Origin of the sequence: Duganella sp. Leaf126, from assembly GCF_001423125.1 — a bacterium.
Taxonomy (GTDB): Bacteria; Pseudomonadota; Gammaproteobacteria; order Burkholderiales; family Burkholderiaceae_D; genus Rugamonas.
The window spans coordinates 837,300-857,228 of sequence record NZ_LMNW01000001.1; the positions used below are offsets into that span (position 1 = coordinate 837,300).

At 61.6% G+C, this 19,929-nt stretch carries 15 protein-coding genes, 1 tRNA gene and 1 pseudogene; 3 read left to right on the forward strand and 14 right to left on the reverse strand.

Going from position 1 to position 19,929, the window contains the following annotated elements; translation table 11 throughout:
* Positions 1-54 precede the first annotated feature (54 nt).
* Positions 55-2,127, reverse strand: coding sequence for an aminotransferase class V-fold PLP-dependent enzyme (locus ASF61_RS03545; protein WP_056151104.1), 2,073 nt, complete (start codon positions 2,125-2,127; stop codon positions 55-57).
* A 159-nt stretch (positions 2,128-2,286) separates the two neighbouring features.
* On the opposite strand from ASF61_RS03545, the gene ASF61_RS03550 reads away from it, so the two are divergent.
* The 3 genes from ASF61_RS03550 (at position 2,287) to ASF61_RS03560 (ending at position 5,961) form a co-directional block, all read left to right on the forward strand.
* On the forward strand, positions 2,287-2,757 hold the full coding sequence (locus tag ASF61_RS03550; protein ID WP_056151106.1) for an Lrp/AsnC family transcriptional regulator: 471 nt from the start codon (positions 2,287-2,289) through the stop codon (positions 2,755-2,757).
* A 79-nt stretch (positions 2,758-2,836) separates the two neighbouring features.
* Positions 2,837-4,003, forward strand: a complete 1,167-nt coding sequence (locus tag ASF61_RS03555; protein WP_056151108.1) for an HPP family protein — start codon at positions 2,837-2,839, stop codon at positions 4,001-4,003.
* A gap of 128 nt (positions 4,004-4,131) precedes the next feature.
* Complete coding sequence (locus tag ASF61_RS03560; protein ID WP_056151110.1) at positions 4,132-5,961, forward strand: DUF885 family protein; 1,830 nt, start codon at positions 4,132-4,134, stop codon at positions 5,959-5,961.
* A 57-nt stretch (positions 5,962-6,018) separates the two neighbouring features.
* Here ASF61_RS03560 and ASF61_RS24305 read toward each other — a convergent pair whose 3' ends face one another.
* The 13 genes and pseudogenes from ASF61_RS24305 to ASF61_RS22540 all read right to left on the reverse strand — a co-directional run.
* A complete protein-coding gene (locus tag ASF61_RS24305) occupies positions 6,019-6,153 on the reverse strand; it encodes a hypothetical protein (RefSeq protein WP_255354537.1) in 135 nt (44 codons plus the stop codon).
* 67 nt (positions 6,154-6,220) lie between these two features.
* Positions 6,221-6,562, reverse strand: coding sequence for a hypothetical protein (locus tag ASF61_RS03565; protein ID WP_056151112.1), 342 nt, complete (start codon positions 6,560-6,562; stop codon positions 6,221-6,223).
* A gap of 52 nt (positions 6,563-6,614) precedes the next feature.
* Positions 6,615-7,223 carry a hypothetical protein gene (locus ASF61_RS03570; protein ID WP_056151114.1) on the reverse strand — a complete coding sequence of 203 codons (609 nt, stop codon included), beginning with the start codon at positions 7,221-7,223 and terminating at the stop codon, positions 6,615-6,617.
* Positions 7,224-7,331: 108 nt separating this feature from the next.
* Positions 7,332-11,564: a DNA-directed RNA polymerase subunit beta' gene (gene rpoC, locus ASF61_RS03575; RefSeq protein WP_056151116.1), complete on the reverse strand. Its 4,233-nt coding sequence runs from the start codon at positions 11,562-11,564 to the stop codon at positions 7,332-7,334.
* A 131-nt stretch (positions 11,565-11,695) separates the two neighbouring features.
* Positions 11,696-15,805, reverse strand: coding sequence for a DNA-directed RNA polymerase subunit beta (rpoB, locus tag ASF61_RS03580; RefSeq protein WP_056151118.1), 4,110 nt, complete (start codon positions 15,803-15,805; stop codon positions 11,696-11,698).
* A 270-nt stretch (positions 15,806-16,075) separates the two neighbouring features.
* Positions 16,076-16,453 carry a 50S ribosomal protein L7/L12 gene (gene rplL, locus ASF61_RS03585; RefSeq protein WP_056151120.1) on the reverse strand — a complete coding sequence of 126 codons (378 nt, stop codon included), beginning with the start codon at positions 16,451-16,453 and terminating at the stop codon, positions 16,076-16,078.
* Between the two features lie 89 nt (positions 16,454-16,542).
* Positions 16,543-17,076: a 50S ribosomal protein L10 gene (gene rplJ / locus ASF61_RS03590; protein WP_056151277.1), complete on the reverse strand. Its 534-nt coding sequence runs from the start codon at positions 17,074-17,076 to the stop codon at positions 16,543-16,545.
* A 254-nt stretch (positions 17,077-17,330) separates the two neighbouring features.
* Positions 17,331-18,026, reverse strand: coding sequence for a 50S ribosomal protein L1 (gene rplA, locus ASF61_RS03595; RefSeq protein WP_056151122.1), 696 nt, complete (start codon positions 18,024-18,026; stop codon positions 17,331-17,333).
* A 2-nt stretch (positions 18,027-18,028) separates the two neighbouring features.
* Complete coding sequence (rplK, locus tag ASF61_RS03600; protein WP_056151124.1) at positions 18,029-18,460, reverse strand: 50S ribosomal protein L11; 432 nt, start codon at positions 18,458-18,460, stop codon at positions 18,029-18,031.
* A 123-nt stretch (positions 18,461-18,583) separates the two neighbouring features.
* Positions 18,584-19,198 carry a transcription termination/antitermination protein NusG gene (gene nusG / locus ASF61_RS03605; RefSeq protein ID WP_056151126.1) on the reverse strand — a complete coding sequence of 205 codons (615 nt, stop codon included), beginning with the start codon at positions 19,196-19,198 and terminating at the stop codon, positions 18,584-18,586.
* The gene (gene secE, locus ASF61_RS03610; protein ID WP_056151128.1) at positions 19,198-19,581 is read right to left on the reverse strand and encodes a preprotein translocase subunit SecE; all 384 of its coding nucleotides are present in this window, start codon (positions 19,579-19,581) and stop codon (positions 19,198-19,200) included. The genes nusG and secE overlap by 1 nt, the downstream gene beginning before the upstream one ends.
* 36 nt (positions 19,582-19,617) lie before the next feature.
* A tRNA-Trp gene (locus ASF61_RS03615) sits at positions 19,618-19,693 on the reverse strand.
* 73 nt (positions 19,694-19,766) lie between these two features.
* Positions 19,767-19,929 (reverse strand): annotated as a pseudogene (locus tag ASF61_RS22540) (elongation factor Tu); the annotation flags it as partial.

Sequence of the window (19,929 nt, forward strand, 5' to 3'; positions counted from 1 at the left end):
ACAAGGGCCGCTCGCGGCGGCCCTGTTTTTCTCCCTAGCGCTCCCAGGGAGCGATCAGGCGGCGAGCGCCAGTCCCCCGGCCAGGCTGTAACTGCCCGGATGACCGAGCCGGCGCAGGCACTGCGCCGCCTTCATGCTGCGGTTGCCGCTGCGGCAGACGAACACCAGCGGCTGATGGGTATTGCCCCGCAGCCACAAACTGGCATGCTCGACCAGGCGGCTCAGCGGCACGCTCTGCACGGCGCGGTTGCCGGTCGCCACGCCTGCCAGCGCCGGGGGAACGGTTGCAGCAAACTCGTAAGGCTCGCGCACATCGATCAGTACTGCATCGGGATGGCTGTCGAGGAAGGCGGCCAGCGTGCTGCTGTCGAGTTGCAGGTCGGCGGCGACGGCTGCCAGCGGGCCTGCACACAGCAGGTTGCGGGCATCGCGCGTGGGGCACAGCAGGGTCTGCCCGGTGGTGAGCGCCGGCAGGGCCAGGTCGCCGTGGGCGGTGAATGCAAACCGCACCATGTCGGCCGGCAGGCTGGCGCCGTCCTTGATACCGAGCAGGTAGGCGCGCGCCCCCTCGCCGGCGGTCACCTGCGCCAGGACCTGGCTGCCGATGGCAATCGCGGCAACTTCGGCGCCGTTGCCCAGCACCAGGCGGTGGGCGGTCAGCGCCGGCCAGCCGTAGCCGTCGGTCGGCGCGGCGGCGTCGAAGTGCGCGCCCAGCGCGTGCGCCAGCGCGCCGTGATCGGCGTGGGCAGTGGTCGCGACGATGGCCTGCACCCGGTAATTGTGGCCGCGCACGATGGCCGTGATGCGCGCGGTCTGCGCCGGCAGCGGGTCGATGACGATGCAGCTGCGGCTGGCCGCGTCCAGCACCAGCCAGCTGCACTCGCCTTCTGTGCCCAGCTGCCGCAGGCCGTCGTCCGGTTCGGCGCTGGGCTGGTCGGCGATCATGCCGGCAGCGCGCAGCGCGGCGCCGCAATGGGCGATGCGCTCGCACGCGGTGGCGATGGTGGCGTCGTCCACCATGGCGCCGAACGACATGCGGATGGCGCCGGCGCTGCGCCACAGCGGCAAGCCCATGGCGTCGAGCACGTAACTCGGGGCGGCCTTGCTGGCCGAGCAGGCGCTGCCCGCGCTGACCCGCACGCGCGCCGCGTCGAACACGTCCATCAGTTCGCGGCTCGAGACGCCCGGCACCGCGAAATTGAGGGTGGTGGGCAGCGACTTGTCGAACGCGTTGTTGAACACCGTACCGGGCAGCGCCGCGCGCAGGGCGTCGGCCAGGCGCGCGCGGTAGCCGTGCAGCTGGGCGTGGGACGGGAAGGTGTCGCCCCGCTCCAGCGCGGCCAGCACCACGCCCAGCGCGGCGATGCCGGCCATGTTCTCGGTGCCCGAGCGCTGGCCCGTCTCCTGACCGCCGCCCATGACCAGCGGCGTGAACGGCGCCCCGGCCCGCACATACAACATGCCGATCCCCTTGGGCGCGTGCAGCTTGTGGCCGGAGAATGGCGCGTAATCGATGCGGGTGGCGGCCAGGTTCAGTTCCAGCTTGCCCAGCGCCTGCACGCAATCGACCATCCACAATGCGCCCGTGCCGCTGGCGGCGAGGACGCCAGCAATGCCGTCGAGGTCACTGATCACGCCGGTCTCGTTGTTGGCGGCCATGGTGCAGACCATGGCGGCATCCGGCGCCAGCGTGCGCAAGGCCGCCAGGTCGTGCCGGCCGTCCGCATCGACCGGCAGCGCGGTCAGGGTCAGGCCGGCGCCGAGCAGGCGGTTCCAGTGCGCCAGCGCTTCCGGTACGGCCTTGTGCTCGGTGGCGCCGTACACCAGCAACTTGCCGACCGGCTCGCCACGGGCCTGGCGCTCGCGCACCGCCACCAGCGCCGACAGCACGGCCGTCTGGATGCCCTCGGTGGCGCCGCTGTTGAACATCAGTCGCCCGTCCCCGACGCCCAGCAGGCGCACCGCGCACTGGCGCGCCTGGTCGAGCACGACCTTGGCGCGCAAGCCGGTGCCGTGGGCACTGCTGGGATTGCCGTAGCGCTGGCCCATGATGTCGGCGGCCGCCAGCGCCGCAGCGGGCAGGACGCAGGTGGTGGCATTGCCATCGAGGTAGATGTCGTTATTCATGTAAAAAGGTGCGGGACGGTCGATATGGACTAAACAGTTTATCGAAATTTCCCGAAGAAAATATGCCAAAACTCCTGCATAATCACCATCAAAAAGCATATTTATGCTACCTGATAAATGGGGGTAGAATGAATCTCCTTTCAGACGGCGGTTAACCCCATGCACTCTCTCGACAAATACGATTGCGCCATCCTGGCCGCCCTGCAGATCGACGGCACCCTGTCGGTCGCCGCGCTCAGCGAGAAGGTAGGTCTGTCCAGCACGCCTTGCTGGAAACGCATCAAGCGCCTCGAGGACGAGGGCTATATCGAGCGCCGGGTCGCCATCGTCAACCGCCGCAAGGTGGGCTTGCCGGTGACGGTCTACGTCAGCGTGCGCACCGGTCAGCACGACGCCAAGTGGCTCGACCGCTTTGCCGCCGCTGTCATGGCGCTGCCCGAAGTACAGGAGTTCCACCGCATGAGCGGCGATGTCGATTACCTGCTCAAGGTGGTCACCACCGATATCGACGGCTACGACGCCTTTTACAAGCGGCTGATCAAGGTGGGGCAGCTGACGGGCGTGTCGTCGGCGTTCTCGATGGAGCAGATCAAATTTACCACCGCCTTGCCACTCGACTTGCTCCAGTAGCGTGGGTCCCGGTCCACGCGTGGCGAGCTGAACATATCATGCCGTGAGATAATGCTGCTTTTAAATATCTGATGGCACCATGCGCGCACTATTGAGCTGGCTTCCCGGTCCGAGCAACGTCGGTCTTCCCGAACAACTGCGCGCGGCCGTCGGCGCCCTGTGCGGCTTGCTGATCACCGCCCTGTACGCCCGCTATCTGCTGGCGCCGACCGGTGCGTCGATCTTCATGGTGGCGCCGATGGGGGCGTCGGCCGTCCTGCTGTTTGCGGTACCGGCCAGTCCGCTGGCGCAACCGTGGTCTGTGTTCGGAGGCAACGTGGTCAGCGGCCTGGTGGGCGCGGCGTGCGTGCGCTGGCTCGGCGACAGCCTGCCGCTGCCGTTGCTTGGCGGTCTGGCGGCCGGACTGGCGATCGCCGCCATGTTCTCGCTGCGCTGCCTGCATCCACCGGGCGGCGCGGTGGCGCTGACCACGGTGCTCGGCGGCCCGGTGGTGCACGCGGCAGGTTTTGCCTTCGTGCTGCACACGGTGGCCCTCGACACTGCCCTGCTGGTCGCCACTGCCGTGGTCTACAACAAGCTGACCGGGCGACGCTACCCGCACCTGCACAGCGCACCCGTCAATGTGCATGGCACCAGCGATGCCGCCCCCACCGTGCGGCTCGGTTTCAAGACGGAAGACCTCGACGCCGTCCTCAAGCAGTACAACCAGGTGCTCGACATCAGCCGCGACGACCTGGCTGCGCTGTTCATGCAAACCGAGCAGCGCGCCTACCAGCGCCGCTTCGGCGTGATCACCTGCGCCGACATCATGTCGCGCGACATCGTCAGCGCCGAATTCGGCACCGAGCTGGAGCCGGCCTGGCAGCTGATGCGCCAGCATCGCGTGGCCGCCCTGCCCGTGCTGAACCGGGCGCGGCGCGTGATCGGCATCGTCACCCAGACCGACTTCCTCGAGCACGGCGGCCTGGACAGCTACAGCGGCATGCGCCGCCAGCTGCAGCGCTTCCTGCGCAAGAGCGGCGTCACCCATACCGACAAGGCCGAAGTGGTGGGTCAGATCATGAGTGCGCGCCCGACCACGGCGCGCACCGATACGCCGATCGTCGACCTGGTGCCGCTGATGGCCAACTCGGGCTTCCACCACATTCCGATCGTCGATGCGGAAGACCGCTTTGCCGGCATCGTCACCCAGTCCGACCTGGTGGCCGCGCTGTACCAGACGCGCCTCGCGGAAGCTGCGGCATAAGCCGTGGACTGGCGATCCCGGTTGATACAATTTGTTGCGCGGTACTGTCCAGCATGGCTTATGCTAGGCGGCGCTCCGCACGTCCGCCGTGCGCACTTGCTTGTATTCACCTGGATCAGGAAACACCTATGAAGCGACTCACCAGCCACGCCCGCCTGTCCACCATTGCCGCCACCCTGGCCCTGGTGTGTATTCCCCTCAGCAATACTTTCGCCCTGCCACTGGCCGATGCCGACAACCGCCCCGTGCCGCGCGTCAGCGCCACGGCCGCGCACGCCGCGCTGCAGGCGATTGCCGACCAATACTACGATGCGGTCGCCCGCTTCGAGCCGATCAACGCCACCGAGAACGGCGACAACCGCTACGACGACCAGCTGGGCCTGAGCATCTCGCCCGGCAAACGCGCCCTGCAGTTCAAGATGTACCGCGACTTCGCCCAGCGCCTGAAGGCCATCAAGCGCGAAGTGCTCAATGCCGAGGACCGGCTCAACTACGACATCCTGCGCTACGAGCTGCGCGGCCTGATCGCGATGGAACGCTTCCCCGAGCACCTGCTCCCGTTGAACCAGATGGACAGCGTGCCGGTGACGCTGGCCAATTACGCGGGCGGCCAGGCGTCGCAGCCGATCGCCACCGTCGCGCAATACGATGCCTACCTGAGCCGCATCAGCCAGATGCCGGCCTGGATCGACCAGGCCATCAGCAACATGCGCGACGGCATCAAGAAGGGCATCACCCAGCCCAGGGCGATCATGATCTCGGCCCTGCCGCAGTACAAGAAGCTGCTGAGCGACACGCCCGAGCATAGCATCTATTACACGCCGATCAAGAACCTGCCGGCCAGCTTCAGCGCGGCCGACAAGGCGCGCCTGACCGACGCCTATCGCCATCAGATCGCCACGCAGATCATGCCGGCGCTGGGACGCCTGGCCGCGTTCGTGGAAAAAGACTACATTCCGGCCTGCCGCACCACCACCGGCCTGGGCGCCCTGCCCGACGGCGCCGCCTGGTACCAGGCGCGCGTGGCCAATGCCACCACCACCACGCTGAAGCCGGACCAGATCCACGCGATCGGCCTGCGCGAAGTGGCGCGCATCCAGTCGCAGTTCGAGGTGCTCGGTCCCAAGCTCGGCTACAACGGCCCGGCCGCCGGCCTGCCGGTGTGGGTGGCAGCGCAGCCGAAGTTCCGGCCGTTCAAGAGCGAGGATGAGGTGCAGGCCGTGTACCGCAAGCTCAACGACGTGCTCGACACCAAGCTGCCGATGATGTTTACGCTGGTGCCCAAGGCCAAGCTCGATCTGCGCCTGGAACCGGAACTGAGCCGCGACACGGCCTCCGACCATTACACGGCGCCTGCCATCGACGGCTCGCGCCCGGGCGTGTTCTGGTCGGTGGTCACCGACCCGACCAAGTACGGCAGCACCGGCATGACCACGCTGTTCCTGCACGAAGGCAAGCCCGGTCACCATTTCCACATCGCCCTGATGCAGGAACTGAAGCTGCCCGACTTCCGCAAATTCGGCGGCAACAACGCCTTCACCGAAGGCTGGGCCCTGTACGCGGAAACGCTGGGCAAGGAAATGGGTTTATATGACGATCCGGCCCAGTACTTCGGCCACCTGAACGACGAACTGCTGCGCGCCACGCGCCTGGTGGTGGACACCGGCATGCACGCCAAGGGCTGGACCCGCGAACAGAGCATCAAGTACATGCGCGACACGCTCGGCTACGACGAAGTGGCCAGGAGCGAAACCGAGCGCTACATGGCCTGGCCGGGCCAGGCGCTCGGCTACAAGATCGGCGCGCTGAAAATCCTCGAACTGCGCCACCGCGCAGAAGAAGCACTGGGCGAGCGCTTCAGCCTGCCGAAGTTCCACGAAGTGGTGCTCAGCGACGGCACCTTGCCGCTGGCGCTGCTGGAGGAGAAGGTGGATCGGTGGATTGCTGCGCAGCAGTGACAGCCGTGACGACGGCGCCAGGTGTAGATGGCGCCCTGATGTGAAGCGCGACGCGCTTCACATTCCCCACGAAATATAGCCGACCATGATCACCGCGGCGCAGGACACCACGACCATGACGCCGGAAACGATCTTTCCGGCGCGTACCCGCAAGGCGGGATCGGTTTCCAGTTTGGCGATCAATTGACTCATTTTATTCCCCTTAAACAGTTCCTTGCGACGCTGCTGGCGTCGTCGAGACACTGCACGATGCGCTCCATTAGGGCTTGCCGCTCGGTTGCCGCCCTTTTTGCTCCTGATCGGCCAGCGTGGCGTGCGCCGCAGAGTAGGTCACGGTCACCAGCAGCATCGACACGATCGACCCGACAAAGATCCGCATGTCCGGAATATGCGGGTAGGAAAAGACATAGCCGGTTGGCAGATCAAGCGAGTTGATTCCGACCATCACTACCGACACGACGATCAGCAAGATATGCAAACCGAACGCGGTCCATATCGGCGTCGACCACTGTTTGACAGCCTGAACCTCCTGCAGCGACACAAGCTCATAGCAGGTCGCAGCATCTTCCGCGCACCGGGCAAAGCGGTCAAGCAAGCTCAACTTAGCCAGTGGCAGTCAGTTCTCCCGGAGATGCGTGTCCTGGCCCACCGCGTCAACCACCTGCCGCCACCTCGGCAACAATTCTCTCCAGATCCGCCTCATCCCCGAGCACATAAATCTTCTGCTCGCGCAGCACCTGCAAAATAAACCCCTGCTGCTCGCGCAGGCGACGCTTGAAGTCGGGCGCCGTGTACAGGTTGGGGTTGATCTTGCGGCGCAGCAGGCGCTCGGCTACCGGCAGCCGCGACAGCAGCTCGCCGTAGCTGGTGTTTTCGCCGATCAGCAGCAGCTCCACCGGCGTGTTCATGCCCTCCTGTTCCTTGGCCGTGGCGCCGTAGACGAACGCCACGTTGAGCGAGCGCTGTAGCGGCGCCAGGGCCGAGTTCAGCACGCTGACCAGGCCGAAAGTCTTTTTGACCACACTGGTCAGTTCCTCGTAGACGATGCAGTCACGGTTCGGCTTGAAGCGGCGCACGTTGCCGATGCGCTCGGAGACGATCACGCCGGCGTCGTGCAGCCGCTTCAGTTCGCGCTGGGCCGAGGCGCTGCCCAGGCCTGTGAGACGCATGATCTCGTTGAGGTGGTAGCCGTCCGAGGTACGGATAAAAAGCAAACCCAGCAGTTTTTGCTGGGCGGGGGTGAACAGGGCTTGGGCGATCATGAGCCAGATCTTAGCATGCGCAAACCAGGTTCTGGCAATGCGGTCTGCAATCTCCGGCCATAAAAAAACGGCGCCCGCAGGCGCCGTTTTGGACAGAGCGAAAGCCGATTACGCTTCGTCGCCGTGCGGGGTAACCGATTCGGTCACTTCCACATCGCCGCCGGACATGGCAGCTTTTTCTGCTTGCAGCAGCGCTTGACGCTCTTCCACTTCCCACAATTCCTTCTCTTTGCGGGCGCGGTGGAACGCCAGACCGGTACCGCCAGGGATCAGGCGGCCGACGATCACGTTTTCTTTCAGGCCGCGCAGACCATCGCGCTTGCCCATGATCGCCGCTTCGGTCAGCACGCGGGTGGTTTCCTGGAACGATGCGGCCGAGATGAACGAGTCGGTCGACAGCGATGCCTTGGTAATACCCAGCAGAACGTTCTCGTAGGTCGCCGGCAGTTTGCCTTCGGCCGTCACGCGGTCGTTCTCGTCCAGCAGTTCCGAACGCTCGACCTGCTCGCCAACGATGTAGTTGGTGTCGCCGGCGTTGACGATCTGAACGCGACGCAGCATCTGGCGCACGATCACTTCGATGTGCTTGTCGTTGATCTTCACGCCTTGCAGACGGTACACGTCCTGCACTTCGTCGACGATGTAACGGGCCAGCGCTTCGATACCGAGCAGGCGCAGGATGTCTTGCGGATCGGCCGGGCCGTCCACGATCATCTCGCCCTTGTTCACCACCTGGCCGTCGTGCACCAGCACTTGCTTGTCCTTGGTAATCAGGAACTCGTGCTTGTTGCCGTCCATGTCCGTGATTTCCAGACGCTGCTTGCCCTTGGTTTCTTTACCGAAGGCCACGGTACCGGTGACTTCGGCCAGCATGCCCGCGTCTTTCGGCGAACGTGCTTCGAACAGCTCGGCAACGCGTGGCAGACCACCGGTAATGTCACGGGTTTTCTGCGATTCGGTCGGGATACGTGCCAGCACTTCACCCACCGACACTTGCTGGCCGTCTTTCACCATGATCAGTGCGCCGACCTGGAAGCCGATCGCCACGGCGTGTTCGGTGCCGGCGATCTTCACTTCGTGGCCGTCGTCGTTCAGCAATTTCACCTGCGGACGCATGGTCTTGGTCAGCGAACCGCGACGCTTGGCGTCGATCACCACCAGCGTGGCCAGACCGGTCACTTCGTCCACCTGACGGGCTACGGTCACGCCTTCTTCGACGTTCTCGAAACGCACGGTACCGGCGTACTCGGTGATGATCGGACGGGTCAGCGGATCCCAGGTGGCCAGGGCGGTGCCGGCCTTGATGACCATGCCGTCCTTGACGATCAGGGTGGCGCCGTACGGCACCTTGTGACGCTCGCGCTCACGGCCGTGGTCGTCGGTGATCAGCACTTCGCCCGAACGGGAAATGACGATCTGCGCGCCCTTGCCGTTGGTGACGTAACGCATGGTCGAGGTGAAACGGATGGTACCGTTCGACTTCGCTTCCACCGACGAGGCCACTGCTGCACGCGATGCCGCACCACCGATGTGGAAGGTACGCATGGTCAGCTGGGTACCAGGTTCACCGATCGACTGCGCTGCCACCACACCGACGGCTTCGCCGGAGTTGACCAGCATGCCGCGGCCCAGGTCACGGCCGTAGCACTTGGCGCACAGGCCGAAGCGCGTGTCGCAGGTCAGCGGCGTGCGGACCTTGACTTCGTCGATCGACAGACGCTCGATCTCTTCGACCATGTCTTCGTCCATCAGGGTACCGGCTTCGTACAGCGTGGCCTGGTTTTCCGGATTGACGACGTCGTTGACCACCACGCGGCCGAGGATACGGTCGCGCAGCGCTTCGATCACTTCACCACCTTCGACCATCGCCTTCATGACGGTGCCGTTGGACGTGCCGCAATCGTCTTCGATCACGACCAGATCCTGGGTCACGTCGACCAGGCGACGGGTCAGGTAACCGGAGTTCGCGGTCTTCAGCGCCGTATCGGCCAGACCTTTACGCGCACCGTGGGTCGAAATGAAGTACTGCAACACGTTCAGGCCTTCGCGGAAGTTCGCGGTAATCGGCGTTTCGATAATCGAACCGTCCGGTTTGGCCATCAGACCGCGCATACCGGCCAGCTGGCGGATCTGCGCTGCCGAACCACGGGCGCCCGAGTCGGCCATCATGTAAATCGCGTTGAACGATTCCTGGGTCGACTTGGTGCCGTCGCGCTTGACGACGTCTTCCACTTTCAGCTGGTCCATCATGGCCTTGCCGACTTCGTCCGAGGTCTTGCCCCAGATGTCGACCACCTTGTTGTAGCGCTCGCCAGCGGTCACCAGACCCGAAGCGTACTGCTGCTCGATCTGCTTGACTTCGGACTCTGCAGCCGAAATCAGCGTGACTTTTTGTGGCGGTACCAGCATGTCGTCCACGCAGATCGAAATACCGGCGCGGGTTGCCAGACGGAAGCCCGACTGCATCAGCTGGTCGGCAAACACGACCGTCGCGCGCAGACCGCACTTGCGGAACGAAGTGTTGATCAGCTTGGAAATTTCCTTCTTCTTCAGCGCGCGGTTCAGCACCGAGAAAGGCAGGCCTTTCGGCAGGATTTCCGACAGGATGGCGCGGCCGACCGTGGTTTCGTAACGCGTCAGCGTACGGACGAACTCGCCCGTCGCCGGATCCTTGGGATTCTCGACGATACGCACCGTGATGCGGGTGGTCAGTTCCACTTCCTTGTTGTCGTAGGCACGGATGACTTCCGACACGTCCGGGAACAGCATGCCTTCGTTTTTCGCATTGATCGCTTCGCGGGTCGCGTAGTACAGACCGAGCACGATATCCTGCGAAGGAACGATCGACGGTTCGCCGTTCGACGGGAACAGGATGTTGTTCGACGCCAGCATCAGCGTACGCGCTTCCATCTGCGCTTCGATCGACAGCGGCACGTGCACCGCCATCTGGTCACCGTCGAAGTCGGCGTTGAAGGCCGCGCAAACGAGTGGGTGCAGCTGGATCGCTTTACCTTCGATCAGGACCGGCTCGAACGCCTGGATACCGAGGCGGTGCAGCGTTGGTGCACGGTTGAGCATGATCGGGTGTTCGCGGATCACGTCTTCCAGGATGTCCCACACCACCGGTTCCTGGATTTCCACCAGCTTTTTCGCAGCCTTGATGGTCGTAGCCAGACCCATCAGTTCCAGCTTGTTGAAGATGAACGGCTTGAACAGTTCCAGGGCCATCAGCTTCGGCAGGCCGCACTGGTGCAGTTTCAGCTGCGGACCCACCACGATGACCGAACGGCCCGAGTAGTCGACGCGCTTACCGAGCAAGTTCTGACGGAAGCGGCCGCCCTTACCCTTGATCATTTCTGCCAGCGATTTCAGCGGACGCTTGTTGGCGCCGGTCATCGCTTTGCCGCGACGGCCGTTGTCCAGCAGCGAATCGACTGCTTCCTGCAGCATGCGCTTTTCGTTGCGCGTGATGATCTCTGGCGCGCGCAGCTCCATCAGGCGTTTCAGACGGTTGTTACGGTTGATCACGCGGCGATACAGGTCGTTCAGGTCCGAGGTCGCGAAACGGCCGCCGTCCAGTGGCACCAGCGGGCGCAGTTCCGGTGGCAGCACCGGCAGCACTTCCATGATCATCCACTCGGGCTTGATGCCCGAACGCTGGAACGCTTCCAGCACTTTCAGACGCTTGGCGTATTTCTTGATCTTCGCTTCGGACTTCGATTCCTTCAGTTCCACGCGCAGGGTCTCGGCATCGCGGTGGATGTCGATCGAGCGCAGCAGTTCACGGATACCTTCGGCGCCCATGAAGGCGGTGAAGTCGTCGCCGTACTCTTCGTACTTGGCGGCGTAGTCGTCTTCCGACATGATCTGGCATTTCTTCAGCGGGGTCATGCCGGGATCGGTCACGACATATGCTTCGAAGTACAGCACGCGTTCGATATCGCGCAGCGTCATGTCGAGCACCATGCCCAGGCGCGACGGCAGCGACTTCAGGAACCAGATGTGGGCCGTTGGCGACGCCAGTTCGATGTGGCCCATGCGCTCGCGGCGCACCTTGGCCAGCGTGACTTCGACGCCGCATTTTTCGCAGATCACGCCGCGGTGTTTCAGGCGCTTGTATTTACCGCACAGGCACTCGTAGTCCTTGATCGGGCCAAAGATCTTGGCGCAGAACAGGCCGTCGCGCTCGGGCTTGAAGGTACGGTAGTTGATGGTTTCCGGCTTTTTGACTTCGCCGTAGGACCACGAACGGATTTTTTCAGGCGAGGCGAGACCGATCTTGATCGCGTCAAAGGTCTCGTTCGTCTGTACTTGCTTGAATAGATCGAGCAGTGCTTTCATGTATCACTCCAGAGGTGATTAAATTCTCAAATGCGTCGTTCCCGCGAAGGCGGGAACCCAGTTTTGGCAGGCTGCTGGCAGCTCATGCGCAACTTGGGTTCCCGCCTACGCGGGAACGACGGGCCAGCGATTTAGTTACGTTCCAGGTCGATATCGATACCCAGGGAACGAATCTCTTTCACCAGCACGTTGAACGATTCCGGCATGCCGGCATCGATCACGTGGTCGCCCTTGACGAGGTTTTCGTACACTTTGGTACGGCCATTCACGTCATCGGACTTCACGGTCAACATCTCTTGCAGCACGTACGATGCGCCGTACGCTTCCAGTGCCCACACCTCCATCTCACCGAAGCGCTGGCCACCGAACTGGGCTTTACCGCCCAGCGGCTGCTGCGTCACCAGCGAGTACGGACCGGTCGAACGCGCGTGCATCTTGTCGTCGACCAGGTGGTGCAGTTTCAGCATGTGCATCACGCCAACGGTGACCTTGCGCTCGAACGCTTCGCCGGTGCGGCCGTCGTACATGGTGACCTGGTTCTTCGACGCGGTCATGCCCAGTTTTTGGGCGATCTCGTCAGGATACGCCAGATCCAGCATGCGGCGGATTTCCGACTCGTGCGCGCCGTCGAACACCGGGGTGGCGAACGGCACGCCTTTTTTCAGGTTGTGCGCCAGCTTCATGATCTCTTCGTCGTCGAAGTTGTCCAGATCTTCCGGACGACCCGATTCGTTGTAGACCGTGGTCAGGTACTTGCGCATCTCTTCGACCTTGATCTGCGCTTGCAGCATTTCGCCGATGCGGATGCCCAGGCCCTTCGCTGCCCAGCCCAGGTGGGTCTCGAGAATCTGACCCACGTTCATGCGCGATGGCACACCCAGCGGGTTCAGCACCACGTCGGCCGGCGTACCGTCGGCCATGTACGGCATGTCTTCCACCGGCACGATGCGCGATACCACACCCTTGTTACCGTGGCGACCTGCCATCTTGTCGCCCGACTGCAGGCGGCGTTTCACGGCCAGGTACACCTTGACCATTTTCTGCACGCCAGGCTGCAGCTCGTCGCCCTGGGTCAGCTTCTTGCGCTTCTCTTCGAAGGCCAGGTCGAACTGGTGACGCTTCTCGGCGATCGATTCCTTGATCGCTTCGAGCGCGGTGGCCGCGGCGTCGTCGGCCGGACGGATGTCGAACCAGTGGTACTTGTCCAGATCGTCCAGGTAGTCCTTGGCGATCTTGGCGCCCTTGGCCAGCTTTTTCGGGCCGCCGTTGACCACTTGGCCGATCAGCATTTTTTCCAGACGCTGGAAGGCGTCGCCTTCGACGATACGCATCTGGTCGTTCAGGTCCAGGCGGAAGCGTTTCAGTTCATCGTCGATGATCTGTTGCGCGCGCTTGTCGCGGACGATGCCTTCACGGGTGAACACCTGCACGTCGATCACGGTGCCGACCATGCCCGAAGGCACGCGCAGCGAGGTGTCCTTGACGTCCGAAGCCTTCTCGCCGAAGATCGCGCGCAGCAGCTTTTCTTCCGGGGTCAGCTGGGTTTCGCCTTTTGGCGTCACTTTACCGACCAGGGTGTCGCCGGCGGTCACTTCCGCGCCGATGTAGACGATGCCCGATTCGTCCAGGCGGGCCAGCTGGTTTTCGGCCAGGTTCGAGATATCACGGGTGATTTCTTCGGCGCCCAGCTTGGTGTCACGTGCGACCACGCTCAGTTCTTCGATGTGGATCGAGGTGTAACGGTCGTCCTTGACGACGTTTTCCGAGATCAGGATCGAATCCTCGAAGTTCAGACCATTCCATGGCATGAAGGCCACGGTCATGTTCTGGCCCAGTGCCAGTTCGCCCAGGTCGGTCGAAGCGCCGTCGGCGATGACGTCGCCACGGGCCACGCGGTCGCCAACCTTGACGATCGGACGCTGGTTGATGTTGGTGTTCTGGTTCGAACGGGTGTACTTGATCAGGTTGTAGATGTCGACGCCGACTTCGCCTGCTTGCGCTTCTTCGTCGTTGACGCGAATCACCACGCGGCCCGCATCGATGTAGTCGACCACGCCGCCACGCAGCGCTTGTACGGTGGTGCCCGAGTCGACTGCCACGGTGCGTTCGATACCGGTACCGACCAGCGCCTTTTCAGGACGCAGGCAAGGCACGGCCTGGCGCTGCATGTTGGCGCCCATCAGTGCACGGTTCGCATCATCGTGTTCGAGGAACGGAATCAGCGACGCTGCGACGGAAACGATCTGGCCGGGGGCCACGTCCATGTACTGCACGCGCTCTGGCGAGACCAGGATGGTTTCGCCCGCTTCGCGCGACGATACCAGTTCGTCCACCAGGGTACCGCTTTCATCGACCTTGGCATTGGCCTGGGCGATGATGTAGCGGCCTTCTTCGATCGCCGACAGGTAATCGATCTGGTCGGTGACCTTGGAACCTTCGACCTTGCGGTACGGGGTTTCCAGGAAGCCGTATTCGTTCAGGCGGGCATACAGTGCCAGCGAGTTGATCAGGCCGATGTTCGGGCCTTCAGGCGTTTCGATCGGGCATACGCGGCCGTAGTGGGTCGGGTGCACGTCGCGCACCTCGAAGCCGGCGCGTTCGCGCGTCAGACCGCCAGGTCCCAGGGCCGAAACACGGCGTTTGTGCGTGATTTCCGACAGCGGGTTGGTCTGGTCCATGAACTGCGACAGCTGCGACGAACCGAAGAATTCGCGGATCGCGGCCGAGATCGGCTTGCTGTTGATCAGGTCGTGCGGCATCAGGTTGTCCGCTTCGGCCTGGCCCAGGCGTTCCTTGACAGCGCGCTCGACGCGCACCAGGCCAGCGCGGAACTGGTTTTCCGCCAGTTCGCCGACGCAGCGTACGCGACGGTTACCGAGGTGATCGATATCGTCGACTTCGCCGCGACCGTTGCGCAGCTCGACCAAGATCTTGATCACGGCCAGCACGTCTTCGTTCGACAGCGTCATGGCGCCGGTCAGTTCGTCGCGGCCGATGCGGCGGTTGAACTTCATGCGGCCGACGGCCGACAGGTCGTAGCGCTCAGGGCTGTAGAACAGGCCGTTGAACAGCGCTTCGACCGAATCTTCGGTCGGCGGTTCGCCAGGACGCATCATGCGGTAGATCGCCACGCGTGCGGCGGTCTGGTCTGCGGTGTCATCCATGCGCAGGGTTTGCGAGATGTAGCCGCCCTGGTCCAGATCGTTGGTGTACAGGGTCTGGATGTCGGTGATGCTGGCGTCGCGCAGACGGTTCAGCACGTCTTCGGTCAGTTCTTCGTTGGCGGACGCGACGACTTCGCCGGTCTCCGGATCAACGATGTTCTTGGCCAGCACGCGGCCCAGCAGGTAATCTTCCGGCACCGAGATGTGCTTGAGACCGGCGGCGTCGATGTCGCGCACATGCTTGGCATTGATGCGCTTGTCTTTCATGACGATGGTCTTGGCCGACTTTGGATCGACGATGTCGAAGCGCGCGACTTCGCCGCGCAGGCGTTCGGCCACGAATTCCATTTCCGCGCCTTCCGAGCGCAGGTGGAAGTTGTCGAAGACAAAGAAGTTGGCCAGGATCTGTTCCGGCGTCATGCCGATGGCCTTGAGCAGGATCGACACCGGCATCTTGCGGCGGCGGTCGACGCGGAAGTACAGGATATCTTTCGGGTCGAACTCGAAGTCCAGCCACGAGCCGCGGTAAGGAATGATGCGGGCCGAGAACAGCAGTTTGCCGGACGAGTGGGTCTTGCCACGGTCGTGTTCGAAGAACACACCCGGGGAGCGATGCAGCTGCGAAACGATGACACGCTCGGTACCATTGATCACGAACGAACCGGTGGTCGTCATCAGGGGCAGTTCGCCCATGTAGACTTCCTGTTCCTTCATTTCCTTGACGACTGGCTTGGTCGGCGATTCCTTGTCCAGGATCACCAGACGCACCTTGGCGCGCAGCGGCGACGCGAACGTCAGGCCACGCAGTTGGCATTCCTTGACGTCGAAGGCAGGATCGCCGAGGACGTACGACAGGAATTCGAGACGCGCAAAGCCATTGTGCGAAACGATAGGGAAAATCGAGGTAAAGGCCGACTGCAGGCCGTCGTTCTTGCGCGCCGATGGGCTAACATCTTCTTGCAAGAAACTGTGGTAGGACTCGAGCTGGGTAGCCAGCAGGAACGGAACGTTGTGAACGTTGGCGCGCTTCGCGAATGATTTGCGAATGCGTTTCTTCTCAGTAAATGAGTAGTGCATGGACACTCCGTGAGTGACAGAAAGGAAAAAATTCAGGTTTTGCCAGTGCACTGCGAGCCACTTCAGCAACAATCTCGGCTGCGTGTCACACAGACGAAACCTGAAATTTCTACCATTTCCAGCGGATCAATTGGAACTGCAACGTCTTGACAACGTTACAAATACGACACAGACGACAAAGGAGCCAAAGCCGGGATTTCCTCCCGTAAAAGAGGAAATCCCGCAGCTTTGGCTCGTGGCGCTAAGTGGTAGCCGCCGGTACAGCTTGAATTACTTCAGTTCGGCCTTGGCGCCAGCTTCTTCCAGCTTCTTCTTAGCGGCTTCAGCGTCAGCTTTCGACAGGGCTTCTTTCACGGTCTTCGGTGCGCCGTCAACCACGTCTTTGGCTTCTTTCAGGCCCAGACCGGTGATTTCGCGAACGGCTTTAATCACGCCAACTTTGTTCGCGCCGATTTCGGTCAGAACCAGGTTGAACTCGGTTTGCTCTTCAGCAGCAGCTGCGCCGCCGGCTGCGCCGCCAGCAGCTGGGGCAGCCATTGCAGCAGCCGAAACGCCGAATTTTTCTTCGAAAGCCTTGACCAGTTCGTTCAGGTCCATTACGGACATTTCGCTCACTGCGTTCAGGATGTCGTCTTTGCTAATTGCCATTTGAAACTCCAATAATTTTTGATTCGTTAATACATCAGATAGCTACTTGATAAAAACCCGCGCCGCCTTACGCGGCGCACCACAGCGTATTACGCTGCGGGGGCTTCTTCTGCTGCGACTTCTGCAGCAGGAGCGCCTTCGGATTTTTTCGCTGCCAGAGCAGCCAGACCACGTGCGAAGCCCGACACCGGAGCCAGCATAACGCCCAACAGCTGCGAGATGAGGACTTCACGGCTAGGAATGCTCGCCAACGCGGCAACAGCGGTTTTATCCAGCTGCTTGCCTGCGTAGTTACCGGCAGTGATGACCAGCTTGTCGTTGGTTTTAGCGAAGTCGTTGATGACTTTAGCTGCTGCAACGGCGTCGTCCGAGATCGAATAGATCAGCGGACCGGTCATGCTGTCTGCCAGCAAGGCGAACTGCGTGCCTTCGACAGCGCGACGTGCGAGGGTGTTTTTCAACACTCGCAGGTACACGCCTTGAGCACGCGCCTTGGCACGGAGTTGCGTCAAGTGAGCAACCTGGATGCCACGATACTCGGCCACGACGATGGTTTGCGCAGTTGCTACTTTTGCGGAAACTTCGGCGACTACGGCCTTTTTGTCATTCAGATTGAGACCCACGGTCAATCTCCTTAAATGATGACGGGCGTAATTGCCTGTCATCGGTTCGAACAACGGCGTCCGAGGTTAGGAGTCCAATGGACTGCAAAACTTGGTCGGGAACACCATCTGCGTTGGGTGAAACAACTCAATTAACCGGATGCCTGCCTGCTGCACCTGGCCCAACGGTCTTTGATTGCGACTGTCACTTGCGTGGCAGCCATCCCAAAGAACTGCCCTGCGCGGTCAAGCGCAGGGACTTAATACTTGAAAACTTAGGCAGCCAGGGTAGCCTGGTCAACACGGACGCCAGCGCCCATGGTCGACGACAGCGACACTTTGCGCAGGTACACGCCTTTCGACGATGCCGGCTTGGCTTTGTTCAGCGCATCGATCAGGGCAACCAGGTTGCTCTTCAGATCGGCGTCAGCGAACGATTTGCGGCCGATGGTCGCGTGGATGATACCGGCTTTGTCGGTACGGTATTGAACCTGACCGGCTTTGGCGTTTTTCACAGCGGTCGCGACGTCAGGGGTCACGGTGCCGACTTTCGGGTTCGGCATCAGGCCGCGTGGGCCCAGGATCTGACCCAGGGTACCGACGATACGCATGGTGTCTGGCGAAGCGATGACGATATCGAAAGGCATGTCGCCGGCTTTGACGCGCTCGGCCAGGTCTTCCATACCGACCACGTCAGCGCCTGCTGCTTTGGCGGCTTCAGCTTTGTCGCCCGAAGCGAACACGGCCACGCGAACGGTTTTGCCGGTGCCAGCTGGCAGCACGACGGAACCGCGAACGACCTGGTCCGATTTCTTCGGATCCACACCCAGTTGTACCGACACGTCGATCGATTCATTGAACTTGGCCGTGGCCAGTTCCTTGATCAGGGCGACAGCGTTGTCGAAGGCGTAGGACTTGGTGCTATCGACTTTGGCCTTGATAGCTTTTGCGCGTTTGGACAGTTTTGCCATGATTACAGACCTTCCACCGTGATGCCCATCGAACGTGCGGAACCGGCGATGGTGCGTACAGCAGCATCGAGGTCGGCAGCGGTCAGATCTGGGGTTTTCAATTTTGCGATTTCTTCAGCTTGGGCGCGGGTCAGCGTGCCGACTTTGTCGGTATGTGGCTTCGGCGAACCTTTGGTGATGCCCGAGTGCTTCTTGATCAGGAAGGTTGCTGGCGGGGTCTTCATCACGAAGGTGAACGACTTGTCAGCGAACGCGGTGATCACGACCGGGATCGGCATGCCTGGTTCCATACCTTGGGTCTGCGCGTTGAACGCCTTGCAGAATTCCATGATGTTCAGACCGCGCTGACCCAGTGCTGGGCCGATCGGTGGGGATGGGTTTGCTTTACCAGCTGGCACTTGCAGCTTGATAAAACCAATGATTTTCTTTGCCATGATGGCTCCTGTCTTGGAGATGAGTAGTAGCGCCCCGCGATGCGCTACCTTGCATGCGGGGCTCCTCTTTTGCCAGATTTGTCAGGTTTTTACACCGTCGCCCGTTCTGGCGAACGGTGCTGCTTATACTTTTTCGACCTGGCCGAACTCGAGCTCGACTGGAGTTGCGCGACCGAAGATGGTGACCGAGACGCGCACTTTCGATTTCTCGTAGTTGACTTCCTCGACGTTGCCGTTGAAGTCGGTGAACGGGCCATCCTTGATGCGGACTTGTTCGCCCACTTCGTACAGCACTTTTGGCCGTGGCTTCTCGACACCTTCTTGCATCTGCTGCATGATCTTGTCGATCTCGCGCGCAGGAATCGGGGTCGGCTTGTTCGATTTGCCGCCGATGAAACCGGTGACCTTGCTGGTGTTCTTGACCAGGTGCCAGGTTTCGTCGGTCATTTCCATTTCCACCAGCACGTAGCCAGGGAAGAAACGACGCTCGGTAACGGACTTTTGACCGTTCTTGACTTCGACTACTTCTTCAGTCGGCACCAGGATCTGGCCGAACTGGTCTTGCATGCCGGCGCGCTCCACGCGCTCGGTCAGCGCGCGTTGCACGCTTTTTTCCATACCGGAATACGCATGAACAACGTACCAGCGCTTGTTGCTTACTGGTACGCTGATTGGCGCTGCGCCAGCCTCTTGTGCAGGCACTTCGCCTTGCACGTCATCTTGCACATTTTCGCTCATTATTTTCGTATGCCCAGAATGAGATCGTATAACAGGAATTCCAGCGTCTTATCGGTGCCCCACAGGAACAGCGCCATCACCAGGACAAAGGCAAACACGATGCCAGTGATCTGGGTTGCTTCGCGACGCGTCGGCCAGACGACCTTTTTGGTTTCGCGAACGGATTCTTGGGCGAAATTCAGGAAATCACGACCAGTCGACGAAGTCCACAAGAGCAGAACGGCAAAAGCCAAACCAGCTACAAGTGCGCCTGCGCGTACCAGAGCTGGTTTGTCCGACAGGTAATAAAACCCGACCACACCTGCGATTGCGACAGCGATGGCCAACGCAACCTTAATCTTGTCATTCGACGTGCTGACGGTCTGCACGGATTGATTAGACATTGTATTTTTACTTTCGGTGCCCTGCACCAGATTCGGTGGCAGGGGCGGAGGGCCTCGAACCCCCAACCTTCGGTTTTGGAGACCGACGCTCTGCCAATTGAGCTACGCCCCTTCCGAGTACTACTTACAAAGGATTTCGATTATACCACCAGAGAGACCCCTGGTGGCTAATCCGCCTATCCTTATTAGGCGATGATTTTTGCTACGACGCCGGCGCCGACGGTACGACCGCCTTCACGGATAGCGAAGCGCAGACCTTCTTCCATCGCGATCGGGTTGATCAGCTTGACGGTGATCGACACGTTGTCGCCTGGCATAACCATTTCTTTGTCGGCTGGCAGCTCGATC